Origin of the sequence: Streptomyces thermocarboxydovorans (assembly GCF_039524635.1) — a bacterium.
Taxonomy (GTDB): Bacteria; Actinomycetota; Actinomycetes; order Streptomycetales; family Streptomycetaceae; genus Streptomyces; species Streptomyces thermocarboxydovorans.
On the sequence record NZ_BAAAGU010000011.1, the window covers coordinates 100,847 to 121,706 of the forward strand.

General features: G+C 71.9%; 15 protein-coding genes and 1 pseudogene. 5 read left to right on the plus strand and 11 right to left on the minus strand.

Translation table 11 applies throughout. The annotated features are described in order from the left end of the window. Window positions 1-5: 5 nt before the first annotated feature. From ABD198_RS07495 to uvrC, 5 genes are all read right to left on the minus strand, one after another. Window positions 6-2,960 carry a M14 family metallopeptidase gene (locus ABD198_RS07495; RefSeq protein ID WP_343998698.1) on the minus strand — a complete coding sequence of 985 codons (2,955 nt, stop codon included), beginning with the start codon at window positions 2,958-2,960 and terminating at the stop codon, window positions 6-8. A gap of 236 nt (window positions 2,961-3,196) precedes the next feature. Beyond that, entirely contained in the window at window positions 3,197-4,186 is a 990-nt protein-coding gene (gene whiA, locus ABD198_RS07500; protein ID WP_343998700.1) for a DNA-binding protein WhiA, read from the minus strand. Next, entirely contained in the window at window positions 4,177-5,244 is a 1,068-nt protein-coding gene (locus tag ABD198_RS07505; RefSeq protein WP_343998701.1) for a gluconeogenesis factor YvcK family protein, read from the minus strand. The genes whiA and ABD198_RS07505 overlap by 10 nt, the downstream gene beginning before the upstream one ends. After that, window positions 5,241-6,242, minus strand: a complete 1,002-nt coding sequence (gene rapZ, locus ABD198_RS07510; protein ID WP_343998703.1) for an RNase adapter RapZ — start codon at window positions 6,240-6,242, stop codon at window positions 5,241-5,243. The genes ABD198_RS07505 and rapZ overlap by 4 nt, the downstream gene beginning before the upstream one ends. Next, window positions 6,239-8,332, minus strand: a complete 2,094-nt coding sequence (uvrC, locus tag ABD198_RS07515) for an excinuclease ABC subunit UvrC (RefSeq protein ID WP_343998706.1) — start codon at window positions 8,330-8,332, stop codon at window positions 6,239-6,241. Before uvrC ends, rapZ begins: the two co-directional genes overlap by 4 nt. Before the next feature lie 253 nt (window positions 8,333-8,585). Here uvrC and ABD198_RS07520 point away from each other — a divergent pair, with 253 nt between their 5' ends. After that, window positions 8,586-8,786 carry a hypothetical protein gene (locus ABD198_RS07520; RefSeq protein ID WP_343998708.1) on the plus strand — a complete coding sequence of 67 codons (201 nt, stop codon included), beginning with the start codon at window positions 8,586-8,588 and terminating at the stop codon, window positions 8,784-8,786. Window positions 8,787-9,000: 214 nt separating this feature from the next. Continuing rightward, window positions 9,001-9,948 (plus strand): hypothetical protein, encoded by a 948-nt coding sequence (locus tag ABD198_RS07525; RefSeq protein ID WP_343998710.1) that lies wholly within the window; start codon window positions 9,001-9,003, stop codon window positions 9,946-9,948. A gap of 238 nt (window positions 9,949-10,186) precedes the next feature. Here the strand turns inward: ABD198_RS07525 and ABD198_RS07530 are convergent, their stop codons facing one another. Then, window positions 10,187-10,606: a Rieske (2Fe-2S) protein gene (locus ABD198_RS07530; RefSeq protein WP_343998712.1), complete on the minus strand. Its 420-nt coding sequence runs from the start codon at window positions 10,604-10,606 to the stop codon at window positions 10,187-10,189. Window positions 10,607-10,740: 134 nt separating this feature from the next. Here ABD198_RS07530 and ABD198_RS07535 point away from each other — a divergent pair, with 134 nt between their 5' ends. Then, window positions 10,741-11,652 (plus strand): carbohydrate kinase family protein, encoded by a 912-nt coding sequence (locus ABD198_RS07535; protein ID WP_343998714.1) that lies wholly within the window; start codon window positions 10,741-10,743, stop codon window positions 11,650-11,652. Window positions 11,653-11,749: 97 nt separating this feature from the next. Here the strand turns inward: ABD198_RS07535 and uvrA are convergent, their stop codons facing one another. After that, window positions 11,750-14,791: an excinuclease ABC subunit UvrA gene (gene uvrA, locus ABD198_RS07540; RefSeq protein WP_343998716.1), complete on the minus strand. Its 3,042-nt coding sequence runs from the start codon at window positions 14,789-14,791 to the stop codon at window positions 11,750-11,752. 223 nt (window positions 14,792-15,014) lie between these two features. Between uvrA and ABD198_RS07545 the strand changes: the two genes are divergently transcribed. Both ABD198_RS07545 and ABD198_RS07550 read left to right on the plus strand, forming a co-directional pair. Then, window positions 15,015-15,704 carry a maleylpyruvate isomerase family mycothiol-dependent enzyme gene (locus tag ABD198_RS07545; protein ID WP_343998718.1) on the plus strand — a complete coding sequence of 230 codons (690 nt, stop codon included), beginning with the start codon at window positions 15,015-15,017 and terminating at the stop codon, window positions 15,702-15,704. Between the two features lie 83 nt (window positions 15,705-15,787). Next, window positions 15,788-16,444, plus strand: a complete 657-nt coding sequence (locus ABD198_RS07550; RefSeq protein ID WP_343998719.1) for an MBL fold metallo-hydrolase — start codon at window positions 15,788-15,790, stop codon at window positions 16,442-16,444. A gap of 28 nt (window positions 16,445-16,472) precedes the next feature. Here ABD198_RS07550 and aroQ read toward each other — a convergent pair whose 3' ends face one another. The 4 genes and pseudogenes from aroQ to ABD198_RS07570 form a co-directional block, all read right to left on the minus strand. Then, on the minus strand, window positions 16,473-16,946 hold the full coding sequence (gene aroQ, locus ABD198_RS07555; protein ID WP_343998721.1) for a type II 3-dehydroquinate dehydratase: 474 nt from the start codon (window positions 16,944-16,946) through the stop codon (window positions 16,473-16,475). Between the two features lie 126 nt (window positions 16,947-17,072). After that, window positions 17,073-18,173 (minus strand): calcium:cation antiporter, encoded by a 1,101-nt coding sequence (locus ABD198_RS07560; protein ID WP_343998723.1) that lies wholly within the window; start codon window positions 18,171-18,173, stop codon window positions 17,073-17,075. A 78-nt stretch (window positions 18,174-18,251) separates the two neighbouring features. Then, window positions 18,252-19,253 (minus strand): TerC family protein, encoded by a 1,002-nt coding sequence (locus ABD198_RS07565; protein WP_343998725.1) that lies wholly within the window; start codon window positions 19,251-19,253, stop codon window positions 18,252-18,254. Between the two features lie 311 nt (window positions 19,254-19,564). After that, window positions 19,565-20,860: pseudogene (locus tag ABD198_RS07570) on the minus strand (TerD family protein); the annotation flags it as partial.

Consider the following 20,860-nt stretch of genomic DNA (forward strand, 5'->3'; position numbering starts at 1 on the left):
CCGGCTCACCGGTCGAGCGCGGCGAGCGCCTTGCGGATCAGGGCCGCCCGGTCGGCGGCCGAGGCGAGGTGCTCCAGGCCGAAGCCCAGGAGCACGGTGTCCCGGGTGGTGATGGCCGCGTGGGTCCGGAACAGCTCCCCGGTGCGCGTCCAGTCCTTCGGCACCGGCGGGCTGCCCGGGGGCGGGCCGGTGACCTCCCAGGGCCCGAAGGAGGTCTCGAAGCCCTCGGTCTCGCGCACCTCGCCGCCCACGACCAGGGAGGCCTCGTCGGCGAGGACGCCGTGGCCGCCGCTGCCCGGGTCGGTGACATAGCTGACCGACACCTCGACCGTCTTCCCGGCGTAGGCGCTCAGGTCGAAGTTCACCTGCTGCCAGCCGCCGGAGGAGCCGGTCAGGCTGTTCCAGGCGCCGGTGGTGCCTCTCGCGGTGCATTCGCCGTCCGCCACGGTCAGGTAGTGCTCCAGCCAGGGGTGCTCACCGACGTAGAAGCCGCCTCCGCACTCGGTCGGCACGGTGGTGCGGGTCGCGCCGCCCGCGTCCGGCAGCGTCGTCCAGTCACCGGCGCCCGCGGTGTGCGCCTCGACGATGACGTTGTCGTAGCCCGGCTCGGTGTCCCACAGCAGCTGGGTGCGCAGGGTGGGCCGGTCGGCCGCGCTGACACCGGTGAGGTCGACGGTTCTGGTGAGGCGTTTGTAGCCGTCGTCGGTGTGGACGGCGGCGGCCATCGTGGAGCCCGCGTACGGGCCGTACGGGTTGATCGTGCCCGGGTAGTCGCCCGCGCCCCTGCCGGCGAACTGCGGGTACCGGTCGGCGGGCAGCTCGTCGGAGGTGAGGCCGTAGGTGCCGGCCTTGTCCAGCGGGTTGCCCGGCGCGTCGCCGAGCGGGCCGCTGAAGCCGCCGAGCTTCCCGGACCCGGCGAACGAGGTGACGCCGGAGGTGGAACTGCGGGTGTAGGCGCCCAGGTAGTACTGGCTGAAGTCGTCGGACAGGGTGCCCTCGCCGAGGTCGACGGAGCCGCCGGCCTGCTCGCCCGCCTCGATCAGCCGTCCGCCCTCGTTGAGGAAGGCCCGCAGCTGGAGCTGGGTCGCCACGCCCGGCACGGCGGCGCCGGTGTAGTGGACCACGGTGCGGAAGTGGCTCAGCACGCCGAGCGCGTCGGGCGCGCCCCGCTCGGCGACGTCCCAGAGGGCCGCCCTCCTGCCGTTGGCGCGGAGCGCGTCGATGTAGCGCTGGGCGTGGGTGGCCTTCGCGCCTTCCTCGGCGACCACCAGGACGTCGGCGCGGGGGCGTTCGGCCACGGTGAAGGTGAAGCGCTCGCTGGCGACGTCCCGGCCGCCCCGGGTCTCGCCGGTGAACCACACCTGCACCCGGTCACCGGGGCGGATGCCCTTCACCATCGCGCGGTACTCGTCGAAGTGCAGGTCGTCCTCGCCGCCGTACCGCTCGCCGCCCCTCCAGGCCCTGAGGCCGGCGTCCCGGGTGCGGCCGCCGTCGATGCGGTACTTCAGCTCCTTGTCGCGCACGGCCCTGCGGACGACGACGGAGACCTCCTGCTCGCCGTCGCGCGTGTAGGAGGTGCCGAAGGCGGCCGGGGTGAAGTCGGCCGCCTTCAGGCCGACCGCGGAGTCCGGCCGGTCGGGGTGCGCGGCGCTCTCGGCCACCGAGAGGGCGAACGGGACGTTCTTGGCGAACTCCTGCTGGATCAGCTTCTCGTCGTCCGGGAAGGTGAAGATCGAACGGCAGTCGCCGGGCTTCCAGGCGTCGTCCGGGTCGTATTCGGAGGCCGTCTGACAGGTCGACATCTCCGGGGTGAACATCGCCATCCCGTTGACGTTCGCCGCGTGCCCGTCGGCCTCGCCGTTGGTGGTGTACAGCTCGGAGGAGAGCTGCGGGAGGTAGCCGGGGATCGCGGAGTTGCCCGGTGTCCCGGCGAGCGCCTTGTACATGACGTCGTCGGGGGTGGGGGTGGCGACCTGCCAGCCGACGCCGTAGAGGAGGAGTTCGGCGGCGGAGTGGTAGTTGATGCCGTAGGTGAAGCCGATGCGCTTCTGCAGCGCGTCGATCGCCTTGGTCTCGGGCTCGGAGCCGGGGCTCGCGCCGCGGTAGGTCTGGCTGGTGGGGTTGGGTGACGAACCCTCGTCGTCGTAGCCCCACTTGTAGGGGAAGTTGCGGTTGAGGTCGACGCCGTCCCCGGTGCCGATGGTGCCGTCGCCGTTGACGTCGCGGAGGTTCTTGCGCCACAGGCGGTTGGCGTCGTCGGCGAAGGTGTAGTCGTAGCCGTCGGGATTGGCCGACAGGACGAACCACAGCTCGGTGGTGTCGACGATCTTCTTGATGCGCTTGTCCGTCCGGTACTTGTCCAGGTAGTGGTGCATCAGCCGCCGGGTCATCTCCGGGGTGATCCACTCGCGCGCGTGCTGGTTGGACATGTAGAGGACGGCGGGCTTGGAGCCGTCCCGCGTGGTGCGGGCTCTCTTGGTGAGCTTCAGGGCGAGGATGTCCTGGCCCCTGACCGTCTTGCCGATGGAGACGACCTTGGTGAGGTCGCGGTGCCTCTGCGCGGTGCGGAGGATCTCCTCCTTCAGGCCGCCCTTGCCGCTGTACGGGCGGAACACGCCGTCGGCGGCGTCCTCGACGCGGTCGGCCGCGCGGGCCGAGAGCCGGTGCTCGGTGAGCCGGACACCTTGTTTCTCGAGCTTCTCGGCCTGTCCGGTGGTGAGATGGACCTCGACGGTGGCGGTGCCCCGGTCGGGGACCTGCTCACCGAGTTCGTGGCCGTCCTGGCCCGCGGCCAGCAGCAGCGGTACCTGCTCGCTGGTGACGACGGCCCGGAAGACCCGGACCTCGTCCTGGTCGCCGGCCGGTGGGCCGGCGGGTCGTGCCTGGGCGGCCGGTGCGAAGCCGGCGCCGCCGATGAGGAGCGCGCCGGCAGCGAGGATCGATCCCGCTCTTCGTCTCATGAACCCCCCTAGGGTGGGTCCGCCACAGCAGCGAACGGTTGCCAGGCTCATGACACTTGAAGATCGAGTCAAGGGTGCCGGTCCGACACGCGACAGCCGGCGCCGTTCACCCGATCGGGCGACGGCACCGGCTGTTTGACGGAAGGTCAGCCGCAGGGGGCGAGCCGACGGACGTCAGCCGACGCGCTGAGCAAGCCGACGGACGTCAGCCGATGTGCTGAGCGAGCCGGCCGGCGTCAGCCGACGAGGTTCTCGGTCAGCTCCTCGGTGAGATTGGCCTCCGTGCCCGGGATGCCGAGGTCGGCGGCGCGCTTGTCGGCCATGGCGAGCAGCCGGCGGATGCGTCCGGCGACGGCGTCCTTGGTGAGCGGCGGGTCGGCGAGCGCGCCCAGCTCCTCCAGGGAGGCCTGCTTGTGCTCCATGCGCAGCCGGCCGGCCGCCGCGAGGTGCTCGGGGACGTCGTCGCCGAGGATCTCCAGCGCGCGCTGCACCCGGGCCCCGGCGGCGACGGCCGCGCGGGCGGAGCGCCGCAGGTTGGCGTCGTCGAAGTTGGCGAGGCGGTTGGCCGTGGCCCGCACCTCGCGGCGCATCCGGCGCTCCTCCCAGGCCAGCACCGACTCGTGCGCGCCGAGCCGCGTCAGCAGCGCGCCGATCGCATCACCGTCACGGACGACGACGCGGTCCACACCGCGCACCTCGCGCGCCTTGGCGGCGATCGACAGCCGGCGGGCGGCCCCGACCAGCGCGAGCGCCGCCTCCGGGCCGGGGCAGGTCACCTCCAGGGAGGAGGAGCGGCCCGGCTCGGTGAGCGAGCCGTGCGCCAGGAAGGCCCCGCGCCAGGCGGCCTCGGCGTCACAGGTGGCCCCCGAGACCACCTGCGGGGGCAGCCCCCGGATCGGGCGGCCCCGGCCGTCGACCAGGCCGGTCTGGCGGGCCAGCTGGTCGCCGCCCGCCACCACGCGGACCACGTAGCGCGAGCCGCGGCGCAGCCCGCCGGGGGCCATCACGATCAGCTCGGAGCTGTGGCCGAAGATCTCCAGGATGTCCCGCTTGAGGCGGCGGGCCGCCATGGCGGTGTCCAGCTCCGCCTCGATCACGATGCGCCCGCTCACCAGGTGGAGGCCGCCGGCGAACCGCAGAATGGCGGAGACCTCCGCCTTCCTGCAGCAGGTCCGGGTGACGGGAAGCCGGGAGATCTCGTCCTTCACCGCTGCCGTCATCGCCATGGGCCGATCCTTCCATGCATCCGAAAAATACGGTCGTACGCGGCGGCCAGCAGCTCCGGGTCGTGCCGGGGGCTTCCGTCGGGCCGGGCCACCGGCGCCAGCTCGACCGCGGCGCCGAACCGCTTGGCGGCATCGGTGAGCGAGTCGCGGTCGGGCACAGCGGCCTCGTCGGCCAGCACCACGTCCAGGGCGAGTTTAGGGGCGTGTCGTCCCAAAACCTCCAAATGACGCTGCGGGGAGAAGCCCTCGGTTTCTCCGGGCTGCGGAGCGAGGTTCAGGGAAAGTACCCGCCGGGCCTTGGTCTCGATCAGGGCGTCCCGCAGCCCGGGCACCAGAAGGTGCGGGATGACCGAGGAGAACCACGAACCCGGTCCGAGGACCACCCAGTCGGCGTCGAGGACCGCCTCGACGGCCTCGGGCACGGCCGGCGGGTCGTTCGGCACCAGGTGCACGGACTGCACCTCGCCGGGGGTGAGGGCGACCGTGGCCTGCCCGCGCACCGTCTCCACCTCGTCCGGGCGCTCCGGGTCGTGCCCCTTGACCAGGGCCTGCAGCTCCAGCGGGACCGCGGACATGGGCAGCACCCGCCCGTGCGCGCCGAGCAGCCGGCCCACCAGGTCCAGGGCCTTGACGTGGTCGCCGAGCTGCTCCCACAGGGCGACGATCAGCAGATTGCCCACCGCGTGGTCGTGCAGGTCGCCCTGGGACTGGAAGCGGTGCTGGATGACCTGGGCCCAGGTCTGGCCCCACTCGTCGTCGCCGCACAGCGCGGCCAGCGCCTTGCGCAGGTCGCCGGGCGGCAGCACCCCCAGCTCGTCGCGCAGGCGGCCGCTGGAGCCGCCGTCGTCGGCGACGGTGACCACGGCGGTGAGGTCGCCGGTGATCCGGCGCAGCGCGGCGAGCGAGGCGGACAGGCCCATTCCGCCGCCGAGGGCGACCACCTTGGGCTGGGTGCCGCGGCGGCGCGGGCGGGCACCGCGGGTCTCGACCGGACGGCCCGCGCGCCCCTCGGGGACCGCCCTGCGCAGCCGGCTCAGCCGGGGAGTACGTCGTGTCATTCGCGTCCCATGTCCCGGTGGACGACCACCGTCTCCACGCCCTCGGCGGCGAGCCGCGCGGCGAGTTTCTCCGACATTGCGACCGAACGGTGCTTGCCGCCGGTGCACCCGACCGCGATGGTCACATAGCGCTTGCCCTCACGGCGGTAGCCGGCGGCGACCAGCCGCAGCAGCTCCGCGTAGCGGTCGAGGAACTCCTTGGCGCCGGGCTGGTTGAAGACGTACGACGCCACCTCCTCGTTGAGGCCGGTGTAGGGGCGCAGCTCCGGGACCCAGTGCGGGTTGGGCAGGAAGCGCATGTCCACGACCAGGTCGGCGTCGACCGGCAGGCCGTACTTGAAGCCGAAGGACATCACGGTGGCCCGCAGCTCGGGCTCCTCCTCGCCGGCGAACTGGGCGTCCATCTTGGCGCGCAGCTCGTGCACATTGAGGCTGGAGGTGTCGATCACCAGATCGGCGTCGCCGCGCAGCTCGCGCAGCAGCTCCCGCTCGGCGGCGATGCCGTCGACGATGCGGCCGTCGCCCTGCAGGGGGTGCGGGCGGCGCACCGACTCGAAGCGGCGCACCAGGGCGTCGTCGGAGGACTCCAGGAAGACGATCCGCCGGGTGACACCGCGGGCGTCGAGGTCGGCGAGGGACTCGCGGAGGTTGTCGAAGAAGCGCCGGCCTCGGACGTCGACGACCACGGCGATCCGGGCCACATTGCCCTGGGAGCGGGCGCCGAGCTCGACCATGGTGGGGATCAGCGCGGGCGGCAGGTTGTCGACGACGAACCAGCCGAGGTCCTCCAGACACTTCGCGGCCGTCGAGCGGCCGGCCCCGGACATGCCGGAGATGATCACCAGCTCGGGGATGGCCGCCTCAGCGGCCGGCCCGGCCTTGTCGTTGCCCGTCTTCACCTGTGCTCCGTCGTCGTGGCCTGCGTCCCGGCGGGTGACGCCGGGGCCGGGTGGCTGCTGGGCCCGGTCCGCTCCGGACCCTGTCTCGTGCTCGCTCATCTCTCCTGCCCCCGTCGTTCGTCCGGGGCTCCCGCAGACACGGGTTCCCCGGGAGAACCCGCGGCCTGTCCGGGTTCTTCCATGTCATCGTCATCCATGATCTCGCCCGTGGCCGTGTTCACGGCGGGCGCGGAGGGTGCCGCCCCGGCGAGGGCCGCGACGATCGTCTCGGCGGTCTTGCGGCCTATGCCCGGAACCTCACAGATCTGATCGATTGTCGCCGACCGCAGCCGCTTCACCGAACCGAAGTGCTTGATCAGCGCCTGCTTGCGGGCCTCGCCGAGGCCGGGCACGTCGTCCAGCGGGCCGGCCCGGAGGCGCTTGGCGCGCTTGCTGCGCTGATAGGTGATGGCGAAGCGGTGGGCCTCGTCCCGCACCCGCTGGAGCAGATACAGGCCCTCGCTGGTGCGCGGAAGCACCACCGGGTCGTCCTCGCCCGGCAGCCACACCTCCTCCAGGCGCTTGGCGAGGCCGCACACGGCTATGTCGTCGATGCCGAGCTCGTCCAGGGCCCGCTGGGCGGCCGCGACCTGCGGGGCGCCGCCGTCGACCACCACGAGCTGGGGCGGGTAGGCGAACCGCTTGGGGCGGCCGTCGTCCTCGGTGAGCGTGCTCACCGGCGGCTCCGGGAGGCCGTCCTGGGGCGCGCCGTCCCCGCCGTTCCCCCCTTCGGTCCACTCCCCCGTGCGCTCCTTCTCGGCGAGGTAGCGCCGGAAGCGGCGGGTGATCACCTCGTGCATGGACCGGACGTCGTCCTGCCCGGCGAAGCCCTTGATCTGGAAGCGGCGGTACTCGCTCTTGCGGGCCAGCCCGTCCTCGAAGACCACCATGGACGCCACCACGTCGTCGCCCTGGAGGTGCGAGACGTCGTAGCACTCGATGCGCAGCGGGGCGCTGTCCAGGCCGAGCGCCTCGGCGATCTCCTCCAGCGCGCGGGAGCGGGTGGTCAGGTCGGAGGCGCGCTTGGTCTTGTGCAGCGCCAGCGCCTGCTGGGCGTTGCGCTGCACCGTCTCCATCAGCGCCTTCTTGTCGCCGCGCTGCGGCACGCGCAGGGACACGTTCGCGCCGCGCCGGCCGGTGAGCCACTCCTGGACGGGCTCCACCGGGTCGGGCAGGGCGGGGACCAGGACCTCCCGGGGGACGGCGTCGCCGGTCTCCTCGCCGTAGAGCTGCTGCAGGGCGTGCTCGACCAGGGCGCCGGTGGTGATCTCCTCCACCTTGTCGGTGACCCAGCCGCGCTGGCCGCGCACCCGTCCGCCGCGCACATGGAAGATCTGGACGGCCGCCTCCAGCTCGTCCTCGGCGACCGCGATCAGGTCGGCGTCGGTCGCGTCGGCGAGCACGACCGCGTTCTTCTCCATGGCCTTCTTCAGCGCCCCGATGTCGTCGCGCAGCCGGGCCGCCCGTTCGTACTCCATCGCCTCGGCCGCCTCGGCCATCTGCCGCTCCAGCCGCCGGATGTAGGTGCCCGTGCGGCCGGCCATGAAGTCGCAGAACTCCTCGGCCAGTTCACGGTGCTCCTCGGCGGAGATCCGGCCGACGCAGGGCGCCGAGCACTTGCCGATGTAGCCGAGCAGACAGGGACGGCCGGTGCGGGCGGCGTTCTTGAACACCCCGGCGGAGCAGGTGCGCACCGGGAACACCCGCAGCAGCAGGTCCACGGTGTCGCGGATCGCCCACGCGTGCGCGTAGGGGCCGAAGTACCGCACGCCCTTCTTCTTGTGACCGCGCATCACCTGCACGCGCGGGAACTCCTCGTTCATCGTCACCGCGAGGTACGGATAGCTCTTGTCGTCGCGGTACTTGACGTTGAAGCGGGGGTCGTACGCCTTGATCCAGGAGTACTCCAGCTGGAGCGCCTCGACCTCCGTGGAGACCACCGTCCACTCCACGGACGCGGCCGTCGTCACCATCGTGCGGGTGCGCGGGTGCAGCCCGGCGAGGTCCTGGAAGTAGTTCGCCAGGCGCTGCCGCAGGCTCTTCGCCTTTCCGACGTAGATCACCCGGCCGTGCTCGTCACGGAACCGGTAGACCCCCGGCGAGTCGGGGATCTCACCCGGCTTGGGGCGGTAGCTGGAGGGGTCGGCCATGCATCACACCCTACTGGCGGGGGCCGACACTCAGGCGGGCCTGTGGACAGCCGACCCCAAGGTGCCGCGGCGTGCCGGGCGGGGCTGTGGACGACCGCCTTGCGGGGCGCCCTCACAGGCACCCTCACCGGGCGCCCTCACGGCGATGACGTGCCCGAAGCCTCTTCGGAAGGTTATGAGCGGCGGTGAGCGGGAAGGTGGGGGGTCCGTCCGTCGGTGAGCGCCGGACGGAGACGAGGCGGAGGGCGATCGGATGCGACGCACGCGGATCGAGAAGCCACGACGGCAGGCCGGAGCGCGCCGGTACCAGGACGAGACGCCCGCCCGCGGCTCGGCGCAGCAGACCTGTGGACTGCGGGCTTCGCTCGATCCGCGCGACCCCGACGTCGTGCGCGCCAAGCGTCTCCTCGCGCGGGAGAGCGAGCCGGAGAACGGGCAGGGCGGCCGGCCGTAGCCCGGCAGGGCAGAAGTCCACGGCGGCCGGTGCTCACGGCAGCCCGCGCAGGTGTTGTCGCGGCCAGGTCAACACGCTTCAATGCGGGGGAGCTCGGGGACCTGAACGGCCGCGTACGGATGTGAAGACTCCGGCGCGTGCCCACGGGACGGCCCGGGGTGCCCCGCGCGCACGGTCTGACCAGCCGTTGTGGACTTCACAGAAAGGCCCCTGCATGCCGCACGCCACATCGCACGCGGACATCGCCTCCGTGGAACTGGACTCCGCCCTGCGCGGCGGCCCCTTCCATGTCGCCCTGCGGGCCGCGATCGCCGCACGCGGGCTGCCGTTGCAGCGCGTACAGCACCATCTCTCGCGCCACGGCGTGAAGGTGGGCGTCACCAGCCTGAGCTACTGGCAGCAGGGGGCCCGGCGCCCGCAGCGCCCGGAGTCGCTGCGCGCGGTGCGGGCGCTGGAGGAGATACTGCAGCTGCCCGAGGAGTCCCTGATCCGGCTGCTGGACGACTCCGGCGGCACCCCGGCGGGCCGGCGCCCGGCGGGCCGCTCGTACCGGTACCTCGTCGAGGCCGCCGGCGCGGCCGAGGAGCTGCTGGCGGACCTGGGCGTCCCGCGGGACAGCGGCCTGCACACCCTGAACCACTACGAGCGCGTCCGGATCGGGGCGCGCCGCGAGCTGGCCGAGCGCGAGTCGCACCACATCGTGCGTGCGCACCGCGACGGCGTGGACCGCTTCGTGGCCGTCCACCACGGCGACCCGGGCTGCGCACCGGAGCGGATGACCGTGCGCGCCCTGGAGAACTGCCTGGTCGGCCGGGTGCGGCGGCACCCGGAGAGCGGTGTGCTCGCCGCCGAGCTGCTCTTCGGGCTCCGCCTGCGGGCCGGGGACACCTTCCTCTTCCGCTACGCCGTCGAGGACGGCACGGCCGGTGTCTCGCACGAGTACGTGCACCGGCCCGACGCGCACGGCGGCCAGTACGCCCTGCAGGTGTGCTTCGACGCCGGGGCGCTTCCGGTGCGCTGCCACCGGTTCACCCAGCACTCGGCGGCCGCCCCGCGCGCGGGCCGGCAGGAGCTCGCGCTGAACGGCCGGCACCACTCGGTGCACCTGGTCGAGCCGCGCGTGCGGTCGGGGTACGTGGGGATCGCCTGGGACTGGGAGTGACCGTCCCGGCACCGGACGGGCCGGAGGCGCTGACGGGCCGGCGTCGGGTGGCGGGCGACGGGTCCACGTCGGGTGGCGGGCGACGGGTCGGCGTCGGGGGGGCGGGCACGGAACGGGCGCCGGCGGGCGGCATACGGGCAGGGCCACGGGCCCGGCTTCGGCTTCCGGCACCGGCCTCGGCTTCCGGCCCCGGCCTCCCGGGTCGCCCCCGGCCCCGGCCTCCTGGGGTCGAGTCCGCTCAGGCTTCCGGCTTGGCGACGATCGTGCCGTTCTCGACCTCCACGGCGAGCCTGGTCAGCGGGGCCACGGCCGGTTCGCGCAGCACCTTGCCGCTGGTGGCGTCGAACTCGCTGCCGTGACAGGGGCAGATCAGCCTGGTGCCCTCGAGCTTGTTGATGGGGCACCGCGCGTGGGTGCAGATGGTGCTGTACGCCGCGAGTGTGCCGTCCTCGCCCCGGCTGACCACCACGTTGTGGTCCCGGTACAGCTTCGCGCCGCCCCGGGCGACCTCCTTCTCGGCGCCCAGCTCGACCGGTCCGGTCGGCACTGCGGGCTTGCTCTCGCCGCCGGCGCAGGCGGTGAGGCCGAGTCCGGCCATGGGGGTGAGGGCGACGCCTCGCAGGACGGTTCGGCGGCTCGCGGTGGGTCGGCCGGGCATGGATTCTCCAGGGTCGGGGGTCGGACATCGGGACGATACCGGGCGCTGATCAGGGGGTGTGCGGGCAGGTGGCACCACGGGCGGGCCTGCCTATCCTTGAGCACCCTCTCGTACGTCCGGGAAAGGAACTCCTCGTGATCGTCGTAGCCGGTGAGGCCCTGATCGATCTGGTCCCGCAGGGGACGGGAGCGCTCGCGTCGCTCACCCCGGCGCTCGGCGGCGGGCCCTTCAACACCGCGGTGGCCCTGGGCCGCCTGGGCACCCGGACCGCCTTCTGCTCCCGGATCTCCCGCGACGCCTTCGGCGAGGCCCTGCTGGACCGGCTGCGTACCACCGGGGTGGACGTCTCGGCGGTGCAGCGCGGCGACGAGCCGACGACGCTGGCCGTCGCCACGGTCGGCGCGGACGGCTCGGCCGCGTACTCCTTCTATGTGGAGGGCACCGCGGACCGGCTGTTCACGGTGCCCGACGCGCTGCCGCCCGGCACGCGGGCGGTGTCGTTCGGGACCTGCTCGCTGGTGCTGGAGCCGGGGGCGTCCGCGTACGAGCAGCTGATGCGCGAGGCGTCGGCGCAGGGGGTGTTCACGACGCTGGACCCCAACATCCGGCCGGGGCTGATCGCCGACGCGGACGCCTACCGGGCGCGGTTCCGCGGCTGGCTGCCGTCGGTGTCGCTGGTGAAGCTGTCCGCGGAGGACGCCGTGTGGCTGGGCGGGGATCCGCGGGAGTGGCTGGCGGCCGGTCCGTCGGCGGTGGTGATCACGCGCGGCGGCGAGGGGCTGACCGCGTACACCCGCGACGGGGGCGAGTACTCCGTGCCCGGTGAGCGGGTCACGGTGGTGGACACCATCGGCGCGGGCGACACCGTGAACGCGGCGCTGCTGCACGGACTGGCGGTGCGGGACGCTCTCAGCGCGGAGAAGCTGGCCGCTCTCGGGGAGGAGGGCTGGCGGGAGCTGCTCGGCTTCGCGGCCCGCGCGGCGGCGATCACCTGCTCGCGCGCGGGGGCGGAACCGCCGTACGCGCACGAGATGGGCGACGCCTGAGGCGCCACTCCCCCTCCCCCAGCGAGCGGCCGACCATGCGCCGCGCCCCACGGATCCGGGATCCATGGGGCGCGGTCGGTGATCGGTGCCGGGCCGGTCAGCCCTTGGTCGCGCGCGTGCTCTTCTTCGCGGCGGTCTTGGTCGCCTTGGCGGTCTTCGTCGCCTTGGTCGTCCTGCTCGCCTTCGCCGTGCTGTCGACCTTCTTGGTGGCGGTCTTCCGCGTCGTGGCCTTCGCGGCGACCGTCTTCTTCGCCGCGGCCTTGCGCGGGGCGCTCACCTGGGTGGCGTCGCTGATCCGGTCCGCGCCGAGGATCTCCCGCAGGAACTTGCCGGTGTGGCTGGCCGGGACCGCGGCGACCTGCTCGGGCGTGCCCTCGGCGACCACGAGACCGCCGCCGGCGCCGCCCTCGGGGCCCATGTCGACGATCCAGTCGGCGGTCTTGATCACGTCGAGGTTGTGCTCGATGACGATGACCGTGTTGCCCTTGTCGACCAGGCCGGACAGCACCTTCAGCAGCTTGCTGATGTCCTCGAAGTGCAGTCCGGTGGTCGGCTCGTCCAGCACGTAGACCGTGCGGCCGGTGGAGCGCTTCTGCAGCTCGCTGGCGAGCTTCACGCGCTGGGCCTCACCGCCGGACAGGGTGGTGGCGGACTGGCCGAGCCGGACATAGCCCAGGCCGACGTCGTTGAGCGTCTTGAGGTGACGCGAGATCGCCGGGACCGCCTCGAAGAAGTGCATGGCCTCTTCGATCGGCATGTTGAGCACGTCCGCGATGGACTTGCCCTTGTAGTGGACCTCCAGGGTCTCCCGGTTGTAGCGGGCGCCGTGGCAGACCTCGCACGGGACGTAGACGTCCGGGAGGAAGTTCATCTCGATCTTGATGGTGCCGTCGCCCGCGCAGTTCTCGCAGCGGCCGCCCTTGACGTTGAAGGAGAAGCGTCCGGGCTGGTAGCCGCGGACCTTCGCCTCGGTGGTCTCGGCGAACAGCTTGCGGATGTGGTCGAAGACGCCGGTGTAGGTGGCCGGGTTGGAGCGCGGGGTGCGGCCGATGGGCGACTGGTCGACGTGGACGACCTTGTCGACGAGGTCGTCGCCCTCCACCCGGGTGTGCCGGCCGGGGACGGAGCGGGCGCCGTTCAGCTCGCGGGCCAGGTGCGTGTAGAGGATGTCGTTGACCAACGTGGACTTGCCGGAGCCGGAGACACCGGTGACGGCGGTGAACACGCCCAGCGGGAACGAGACGTCGATGTCCTTGAGGTTGTTCTCGCGGGCGCCGTGCACCGTGAGCCGGCGCGTCGGGTCGACGGGGCGCCGGATCTCGGGCAGCGGGATGGACTTCTTGCCGGACAGGTACTGCCCGGTCTGCGACTCGGCGTTGGCCAGCAGCTCCTTGAGGGAGCCGCTGTGCACCACCTTGCCGCCGTGCTCACCGGCGCCCGGGCCGATGTCGACGATCCAGTCGGCGGTCTTGATGGTGTCCTCGTCGTGCTCCACGACGATCAGGGTGTTGCCCATGTCGCGGAGCCGGACGAGGGTCTCGATCAGCCGGTGGTTGTCCCGCTGGTGCAGGCCGATGGACGGCTCGTCGAGGACGTAGAGCACGCCGACGAGTCCGGAGCCGATCTGGGTGGCCAGGCGGATGCGCTGGGCCTCACCGCCGGAGAGGGTGCCCGCGGCGCGGTTGAGCGAGAGGTAGTCCAGGCCGACGTCGACCAGGAAGCGCAGCCGCTCGTTGACCTCCTTCAGCACCCGCTCGGCGATCTTCTTGTCGCGGGCGGAGAGCTTGAGCTCGCCCAGGAACTCCGCGCAGTCGCTGATGGACATGGCGGAGACCTCGGCGATCGACTTGCCCATGATCGTGACGGCGAGGACGACCGGCTTCAGGCGCGTGCCCTCACAGGCGGGGCAGGGCACCTCGCGCATATAGCCCTCGAAGCGCTCCCGGCTGGCGTCGCTCTCGGCCTCGCTGTGCCGGCGCTTGACGAAGGGGACGGCGCCCTCGAAGGCGGTGGTGTAGCGGCGTTCGCGGCCGTAGCGGTTACGGTAGCGGACCTCGATCTGGGTCTTGTGGCCGTACAGCAGGGCCTTCTTGGCGCGCTGCGGCAGCCCCGCGAACGGGATGTCGGTGCGGAAGCCGAGCGCGTCGGCGAGGGCGCCGATGAGGCGGCCGAAGTAGTCCTTGGTGTGGCCGTGCGACCAGGGGTGGATGGCGCCCTCGTCGAGGGTCTTCTCCTGGTCCGGGACGATCAGCTCCGGGTCGACCTCCATGCGCGTGCCGATGCCGGTGCACTCGGGGCAGGCGCCGAAGGGCGAGTTGAAGGAGAAGGAGCGCGGCTCCAGCTCCTCGAAGGACAGGTCGTCGTACGGGCAGTACAGGTGCTCGGAGTACATCCGCTCGCGCTCGGGGTCGTCCTCGGGGAGGTCGACGAAGTCGAGCACGACCATGCCGCCGGACAGGCCGAGGGCGGTCTCCACGGAGTCGGTGAGGCGGCGCTTGGCGGAGTCCTTCACGGTGAGGCGGTCGACGACCACCTCGATGGTGTGCTTCTCCTGCTTCTTCAGCGTGGGCGGGTTGGCGAGCTGGACGGTCTCGCCGTCCACCCGGGCGCGGGAGTAGCCCTTGGACTGGAGGTCGGCGAACAGGTCGACGAACTCGCCCTTGCGCTCGCGCACCAGCGGCGACAGCACCTGGAAGCGGCTCCCCTCCGGCAGCTCCAGGACCTTGTCGACGATGGCCTGCGGCGACTGCCGCGAGATGGGCCGGCCGCACTCGGGGCAGTGCGGCTTGCCGATGCGCGCGAAGAGCAGGCGCAGATAGTCGTAGACCTCGGTGATGGTGCCCACCGTGGAGCGCGGGTTGCGCGAGGTCGACTTCTGGTCGATGGAGACCGCCGGGGACAGGCCCTCGATGAAGTCGACGTCCGGCTTGTCCATCTGCCCGAGGAACTGCCGGGCGTAGGAGGAGAGCGACTCCACGTAGCGCCGCTGCCCCTCGGCGAAGATCGTGTCGAAGGCCAGCGAGGACTTGCCCGACCCCGACAGGCCCGTGAAGACGATGAGCGAGTCGCGCGGGAGGTCGAGCGAGACATTCTTCAGGTTGTGCTCGCGCGCGCCACGGACGATGAGACGGTCGGCCACGCCGGTCCGCACCTTTCTTGAGAGAAGCGACAGGGGCGGGGCCCCCGTGCTTTCTCAGACTAGGGGGAGCCACTGACAACGCCGGTCGGATTCACGGGTTGACAACAAACCCCGGCCATCCAGCATGCCCGACGCCAACCACGACCATATAGCACGTGCATTCGATTTACGGCACGGCTTCACCGCCTTCACCCGAAGGTGTGGCGCGACTAGGGTCAGCAGCATGATTGATCACGCTCATGACCTGGAGCTTGTACAAACCGCGACCGACCGGCTGCTCAACGCCGTCGGCGCCCTGGACGACGCGGCTGTGACCCAGTCGTCACGGCTTCCCGGCTGGACCCGCGGCCACGTCCTGGCCCACCTCGCCCGCAACGCCGACGCCCTGGTGAACGTCCTCGAGGGGCGGCCCATGTACGTCTCCGGGGAGGCGCGCGACGCCGATATCGAGGACGGCGCCCCGCGGCCGCTCGACGAGCAGCTCGCCGATCTGCGCCAGAGCGCGGAGCGCTTCCGGCAGGCGACCGCCGTTCCGCAGGACTGGTCGCGGACCGTCGAGCTGCGCAACGGGGTCACGGACCAGGCGGCCCGGGTGCCGTTCCGGCGCTGGGTCGAGGTGGAGCTGCACCACGTGGACCTCGGTATCGGCTACGAGCTCGAGGACCTGCCGGCCGAGTTCGTGGAGCGGGAGATCGACTTCCTGACCCGGCGGTTCGCCGGGCACCGGGACGTGCCGGGGACGACCGTCGCCGCCGAGGACGGCCGGTCCTGGACCACCGGCGGCGGCGCGCAGGGCGGCCCGGTGCTGGTGGAGGGTCCGGCCGCCGATCTGCTCGGCTGGCTCGCCGGCCGGCGGGACGGGTCCGCGCTGCGGGTGAAGGGCGGCGCACTGCCCGCGCTGCCGCCGCTCTAGCCGGGCACCGCCCAACACCGCCCGGCGCCGCGATGTTGGCGGCAACCGCACGGCGGCGCGGTTGCCGCTATAGGCTGACGGCCATGACGTACAGCGGTCGGGTGACCGTCGGCGGCCCCGCCGACGTGCACGAACTCAAGGACCTGATGATCACCAAGATCGCGGTCGGCCCGATGGACAACAACGCCTATGTGCTGCGTTGCCGGGCCACCGACGAGCAGTTGCTGATCGACGCGGCCAACGACGCGGACACCCTGCTGGGCACGATCGGTGACGACGGCCTCGCCTCCGTCGTCACCACCCACCGGCACCCCGACCACTGGCAGGCGCTCGCCGCGGTGGTGGAGGCCACCGGCGCCCGCACCTACGCGGGCCGCGAGGACGCCGAGGGCATCCCGGTGCCGACCGACGTGCTGGTGGACGACGGCGACGTGATCCGGGTGGGCCAGGTCGAGCTCACCGCCCGCCACCTGGTGGGGCACACGCCGGGGTCGATCGTCCTGATCTACGACGACCCGCACGGCCACCCCCATGTGTTCACCGGGGACTGCCTCTTCCCGGGCGGTGTGGGCAACACCCACAACGACCCGAAGGCGTTCGCCAGCCTGATGCACGACGTCGAGACCAAGATCTTCGACGTGCTGCCCGACGAGACCTGGGTCTACCCGGGGCACGGCAACGACACCACGCTGGGCGCGGAACGCCCGCACCTGCCGGAGTGGCGCGCCCGCGGCTGGTGATCCGCCGGCGGCGGGGCTTCGCGGGGGCCTACGCCTCCGCCTGCCCCGCGCCGGCCAGCTTCGCGATCCGCTCCACCGCGAACACGTAGCCCTGGACGCCGCACCCCGCGATCACGCCGTCGGCGCGCAGCGAGACGTACGAGTGGTGCCGGAACTCCTCGCGCCGGTGGATGTTGGAGATGTGCACCTCGATCACGGGCAGCCCGTCGCAGGCGTTGAGCGCGTCCAGGACGGCGACCGAGGTGTGCGAGTAGGCACCGGGGTTGATCACCACACCGCAGTGGTTCAGCCGCGCCTCCTGGATCCAGTCGACCAGCTGCCCCTCGTGGTTGGACTGCCGGAAGTCCACCGTGCCGCCGTGGGCCGCCGCGGCCTTGACGCACATCGCCTCGACGTCGGCGAGCGTGTCGGAGCCGTAGATCTCCGGCTGCCGCTGCCCGAGGAGATTCAGGTTGGGTCCGTTGAGAATCATGATCGGGGCGCTGGCCAGGCTGCGGGGCACGGTGAGGCTCCTCCGGTCCGTACGGGGGCGGAATGCGGCGGCGGCAGCCACCGCTGCACACGGTTTATCACGATGCGGTACCGGCCCACCGGGCACCGTTCGCCCCTCGGGCAGGGCGGTGCGCTGCTACGGATTGATCGCCAGTTCCAGGTAGGCCGCGAGCAGGACCAGGTGGACTCCGCCCTGGAGCGGGGTGGCGCGGCCGGGGACGACGGTGAGGGCGGCCACCACCACGGTCAGGGCGAGCAGCACCATATGGGTGCTGCCGAGACCGAGGACGAGGGGGCCGGAGAGCCAGAGCGAGGCGAGGGCGACCGCGGGGATGGTCAGGCCGATGCTGGCCATCGCCGAGCCGAGCGCCAGATTGAGGCTGGTCTGCACGCGGTCGCGGCCTGCGGCGCGCACCGCGGCGATCGTCTCGGGGAGCAGCACCATCAGCGCGATGATCACACCGACGATGGCGTGCGGCAGCCCGGCGGCCTCCACGCCCGACTCGATGGTGGGCGAGACCCCCTTGGCGAGGCCGACCACGCCGACCAGGGCGAGGGTCAGCAGTCCCAGGCTCATCAGGGCCGTGCGGGTGGAGGGGGGATCGGCGTGCACCTCGGCGGTGATGACGTCGCCCTGCCTGGTGATCGGCAGGAAGTAGTCGCGGTGCCGCACGGTCTGGGTCGCCACGAACAGGCCGTAGAGGATCAGTGAGGAGACCGCGGCGAAGGTGAGCTGGACCGAGGTGAACTCCGGGCCGGGCTTGGTCGTCGTGAAGGTGGGCAGCACCAGGCTGAGCGTGGCCAGGGTGGCGACGGTGGAGAGCGCGGCGCCGGTGCCCTCGGAGTTGAAGATGGCGGTGCCGTGCCGCAGGGAGGCGACCAGCAGACTCAGCCCGACCACGCCGTTGCAGGTGATCATCACCGCGGCGAAGACGGTGTCCCGGGCGAGGGTCGCGCTCTTGTCTCCGCCGTCGGCCATCAGCGTGACGATCAGCGCCACCTCGATGACCGTGACAGCGACGGCGAGGACCAGTGAGCCGAAGGGTTCGCCGACCCGGAGGGCCACCACTTCGGCGTGGTGCACGGCCGCCAGCACGGCCGAGGCGAGGATCAGCGTCGCCAGTGCCACGACCACGCCGGGCAGATCGCGGCCCCAGGTGAAGACCAGCAGGACCACGGCGAGCACCGGCGCCAGGATCGTCCACTGGGCCAGGAGTGGCCTGAGCCGCTCGATCATGAGGCGATCGTCCCAGAGGTCCACGAGCCCCGCACCCGTTCGTACGGGGTCCGTGCGGTCTGCGTACGCGGGGAGCGGTCAGACATCGAGGCTCTTCTTCTCGGGGCTCTCGGCACCGCCCCCCGCCGCCTCGGCCGCCGCCTGCTTCCGCGAGGCGCGCAGGCTGGTGAGGGTGGTGACGATCAGGACGGCGCAGATCACGCCGAGCGAGACGGGGATGCTGATCTCGGGGACGTGGACCCCTGACTCGTGCAGCGCGTGCAGCACCAGCTTCACTCCGATGAAGCCGAGGATGATCGAGAGCCCGTAGGAGAGGTGGACCAGCTTCTTCAGCAGGCCGCCGATGAGGAAGTACAGCTGCCTGAGCCCCATCAGGGCGAACGCGTTGGCCGTGAACACGATGTACGGGTCCTGGGTGAGGCCGAAGATCGCGGGGATGGAGTCCAGCGCGAACAGCATGTCCGTGGTGCCGATGGCGAGCATCACGACCAGCATCGGGGTCATGACCCGCTTGCCGTTCTCCCGGATCCACAGCTTGGTGCCGTGGTAGCGGTCGGCCACGCCGAAGCGGCGCTCGGCGGCCTTGAGCAGCTTGCTCTCCTCGTACTCCTCGTCCTGCTCCTCGGCCCGCGCCTCCTGGACGAGCTTCCAGGCGGTCCAGATGAGGAAGGCGCCGAAGATGTAGAAGACCCAGGCGAAGCTGGCGATGATCGCGGCGCCCGCGGCGATGAAAACGGCGCGCAGCACCAGGGCTATGAGCACACCGACGAGCAGCACCCGCTGCTGGTACTGCGACGGCACCGCGAACTTCGCCATGATCAGGACGAAGACGAAGAGGTTGTCGACGCTCAGCGATTTCTCGGTGATGAAGCCGGCGAAGAACTCGCCGGCGGGTGCGCCTCCGGCGAAGACCAGCAGGCCGATCCCGAAGAGGGCGGCCAGGGCGATCCAGACGACGGTCCAGATCCCCGCTTCCTTGGTGGATACGTCATGCGGCTTGCGGCCGATGAAGAAGTCGACGGCGATCAGCAGGCAGAGGCCCGCGATCGTCAGGACCCACAGGGTCAGGGAAACATCCACTGCGCCTCCGGCAGATTTGTCACTGGGCAAGAGTCAGCGTCTTCGCTGCCGGAGGTCTCTTCCGCCCGGGTTCGGGCGCGATGACAGCGCGGTGGTGAACCTCGGGCCGACGCCCCGGGATCTGGTCCGATCCGTATTGACGGGGTCGCCGCACAGACGGGGAGTACTCCCCTCCGTGCCAAGAACCATACACGCTTCACCAAGGATTGGTAAAGGGCTGAGTAAAAGAAGGTACAAGTGCGCAGGTCAACGCGGCTTTACGGATCCTTGATCAAGGTGGCCGGTGGAGCCGGGACGCTGCCCGGGGCCCGTCAGCGGTTCCAGGCGCGGCGGGCCTCGGCGACCTTGGTGAGCACCTGGTGGAGCACCTGGCTGCCCGCCGGCACGAGCGTGGGCTCGTACGTCCAGGCGTGCCCGACCCAGGGGTCGGCCAGGTGGTTGTCGGCGACCGGCGTGAGCCGCAGCAGCGACCGCCACAGCGGGTCGAGCAGCGGGCCGAAGCCGGCGGACTCCTGGCGGTCCGCGACCATCATCAGATGCACCCCGACCGCGGGGCCCTCGTCGGCGAGGTAGCGCAGCTGGTTGACGGCCCGGTCGTCGAAGCCGTGCGGGAAGTCGTTGACGATCAGCAGCTGCTGGGACATGTCGAAGCCGGGCGGCAGGGCGTCGGGTGCCCCGCCGCGCAGCGCCATCTGCACCAGGTCGACCCGCTGGGTGAGCCGGCCGAGCGTCTCCGCCACGCCCGCCGCGCCCTGGGCGGGCGGGAACGTGAGCACTCCGGTCTGGGTCAGCGGCGCCAGCGCCTGCGCGCCGGACCCGGCCGGGTCGATGACGTGCACGGTGAACTCGCCGGCCGGGTAGACGGCGAGCAGCCGGGCCGCGTGCGCCACCGCGGTGTCCATGGCGAGGCGGCGCATCTCGTGCGAGTCGTGGAAGGAGCCGTCGAGGGACTCGGCCCGTCCGCTGTCGATCCACAGGCCCCGCTCCAGCGGCAGGCGGAGCAGCATCGGGATGCGGAGCCGCTCGGCCTCCGGCAGATGCAGATCGCCCAGGCGCAGCGCCATCGGTATCTCCATCGGCACCTGGTAGGCGTGCCAGACGGGGTTGTCCCAGCGGGCGAAGGCCGGCGGCAGCGCCGGCTCGACCACTTCGGACTCGGCGACAAGCTGGGCGATGTCCCGGTCGAGTGCCTCGCGGGCCTGGTCGACGAGCTGGGCGTACCGGGCGCGGGCGGCCTCGCGCGCGGCGTCGGCCTGGCCGCCGATCCGGCTGCGCGGGTCGGACAGGACCTGCTCCAGCTCCTTGTCCATGCGGGACTCGGCGAAGTCGACGGCGCTGCGGTAGGCGGCGGTGGTGCGGGCCAGGTCCTCGAACATGCCCCAGACCTGGTTGTAGAGCCGCTCCTCCATGGACCAGCCGGTGGCGTCCCCCGCGACGGGCTGGGCCGGGCGGCCGGGCTCGGCCGGGGGAGCGGTCGGCGGGGGCGGCGGCGGTGCGGCGGTCTGCCGGCCGGGGTGGCGGTAGTTGACCGGGCTGCCGGTGGGCGCGGGGTTCGGCGGGCGGCAGCTGCGGACGAGTGGGCCATGACGAACCTCCTGTCGTCTTCG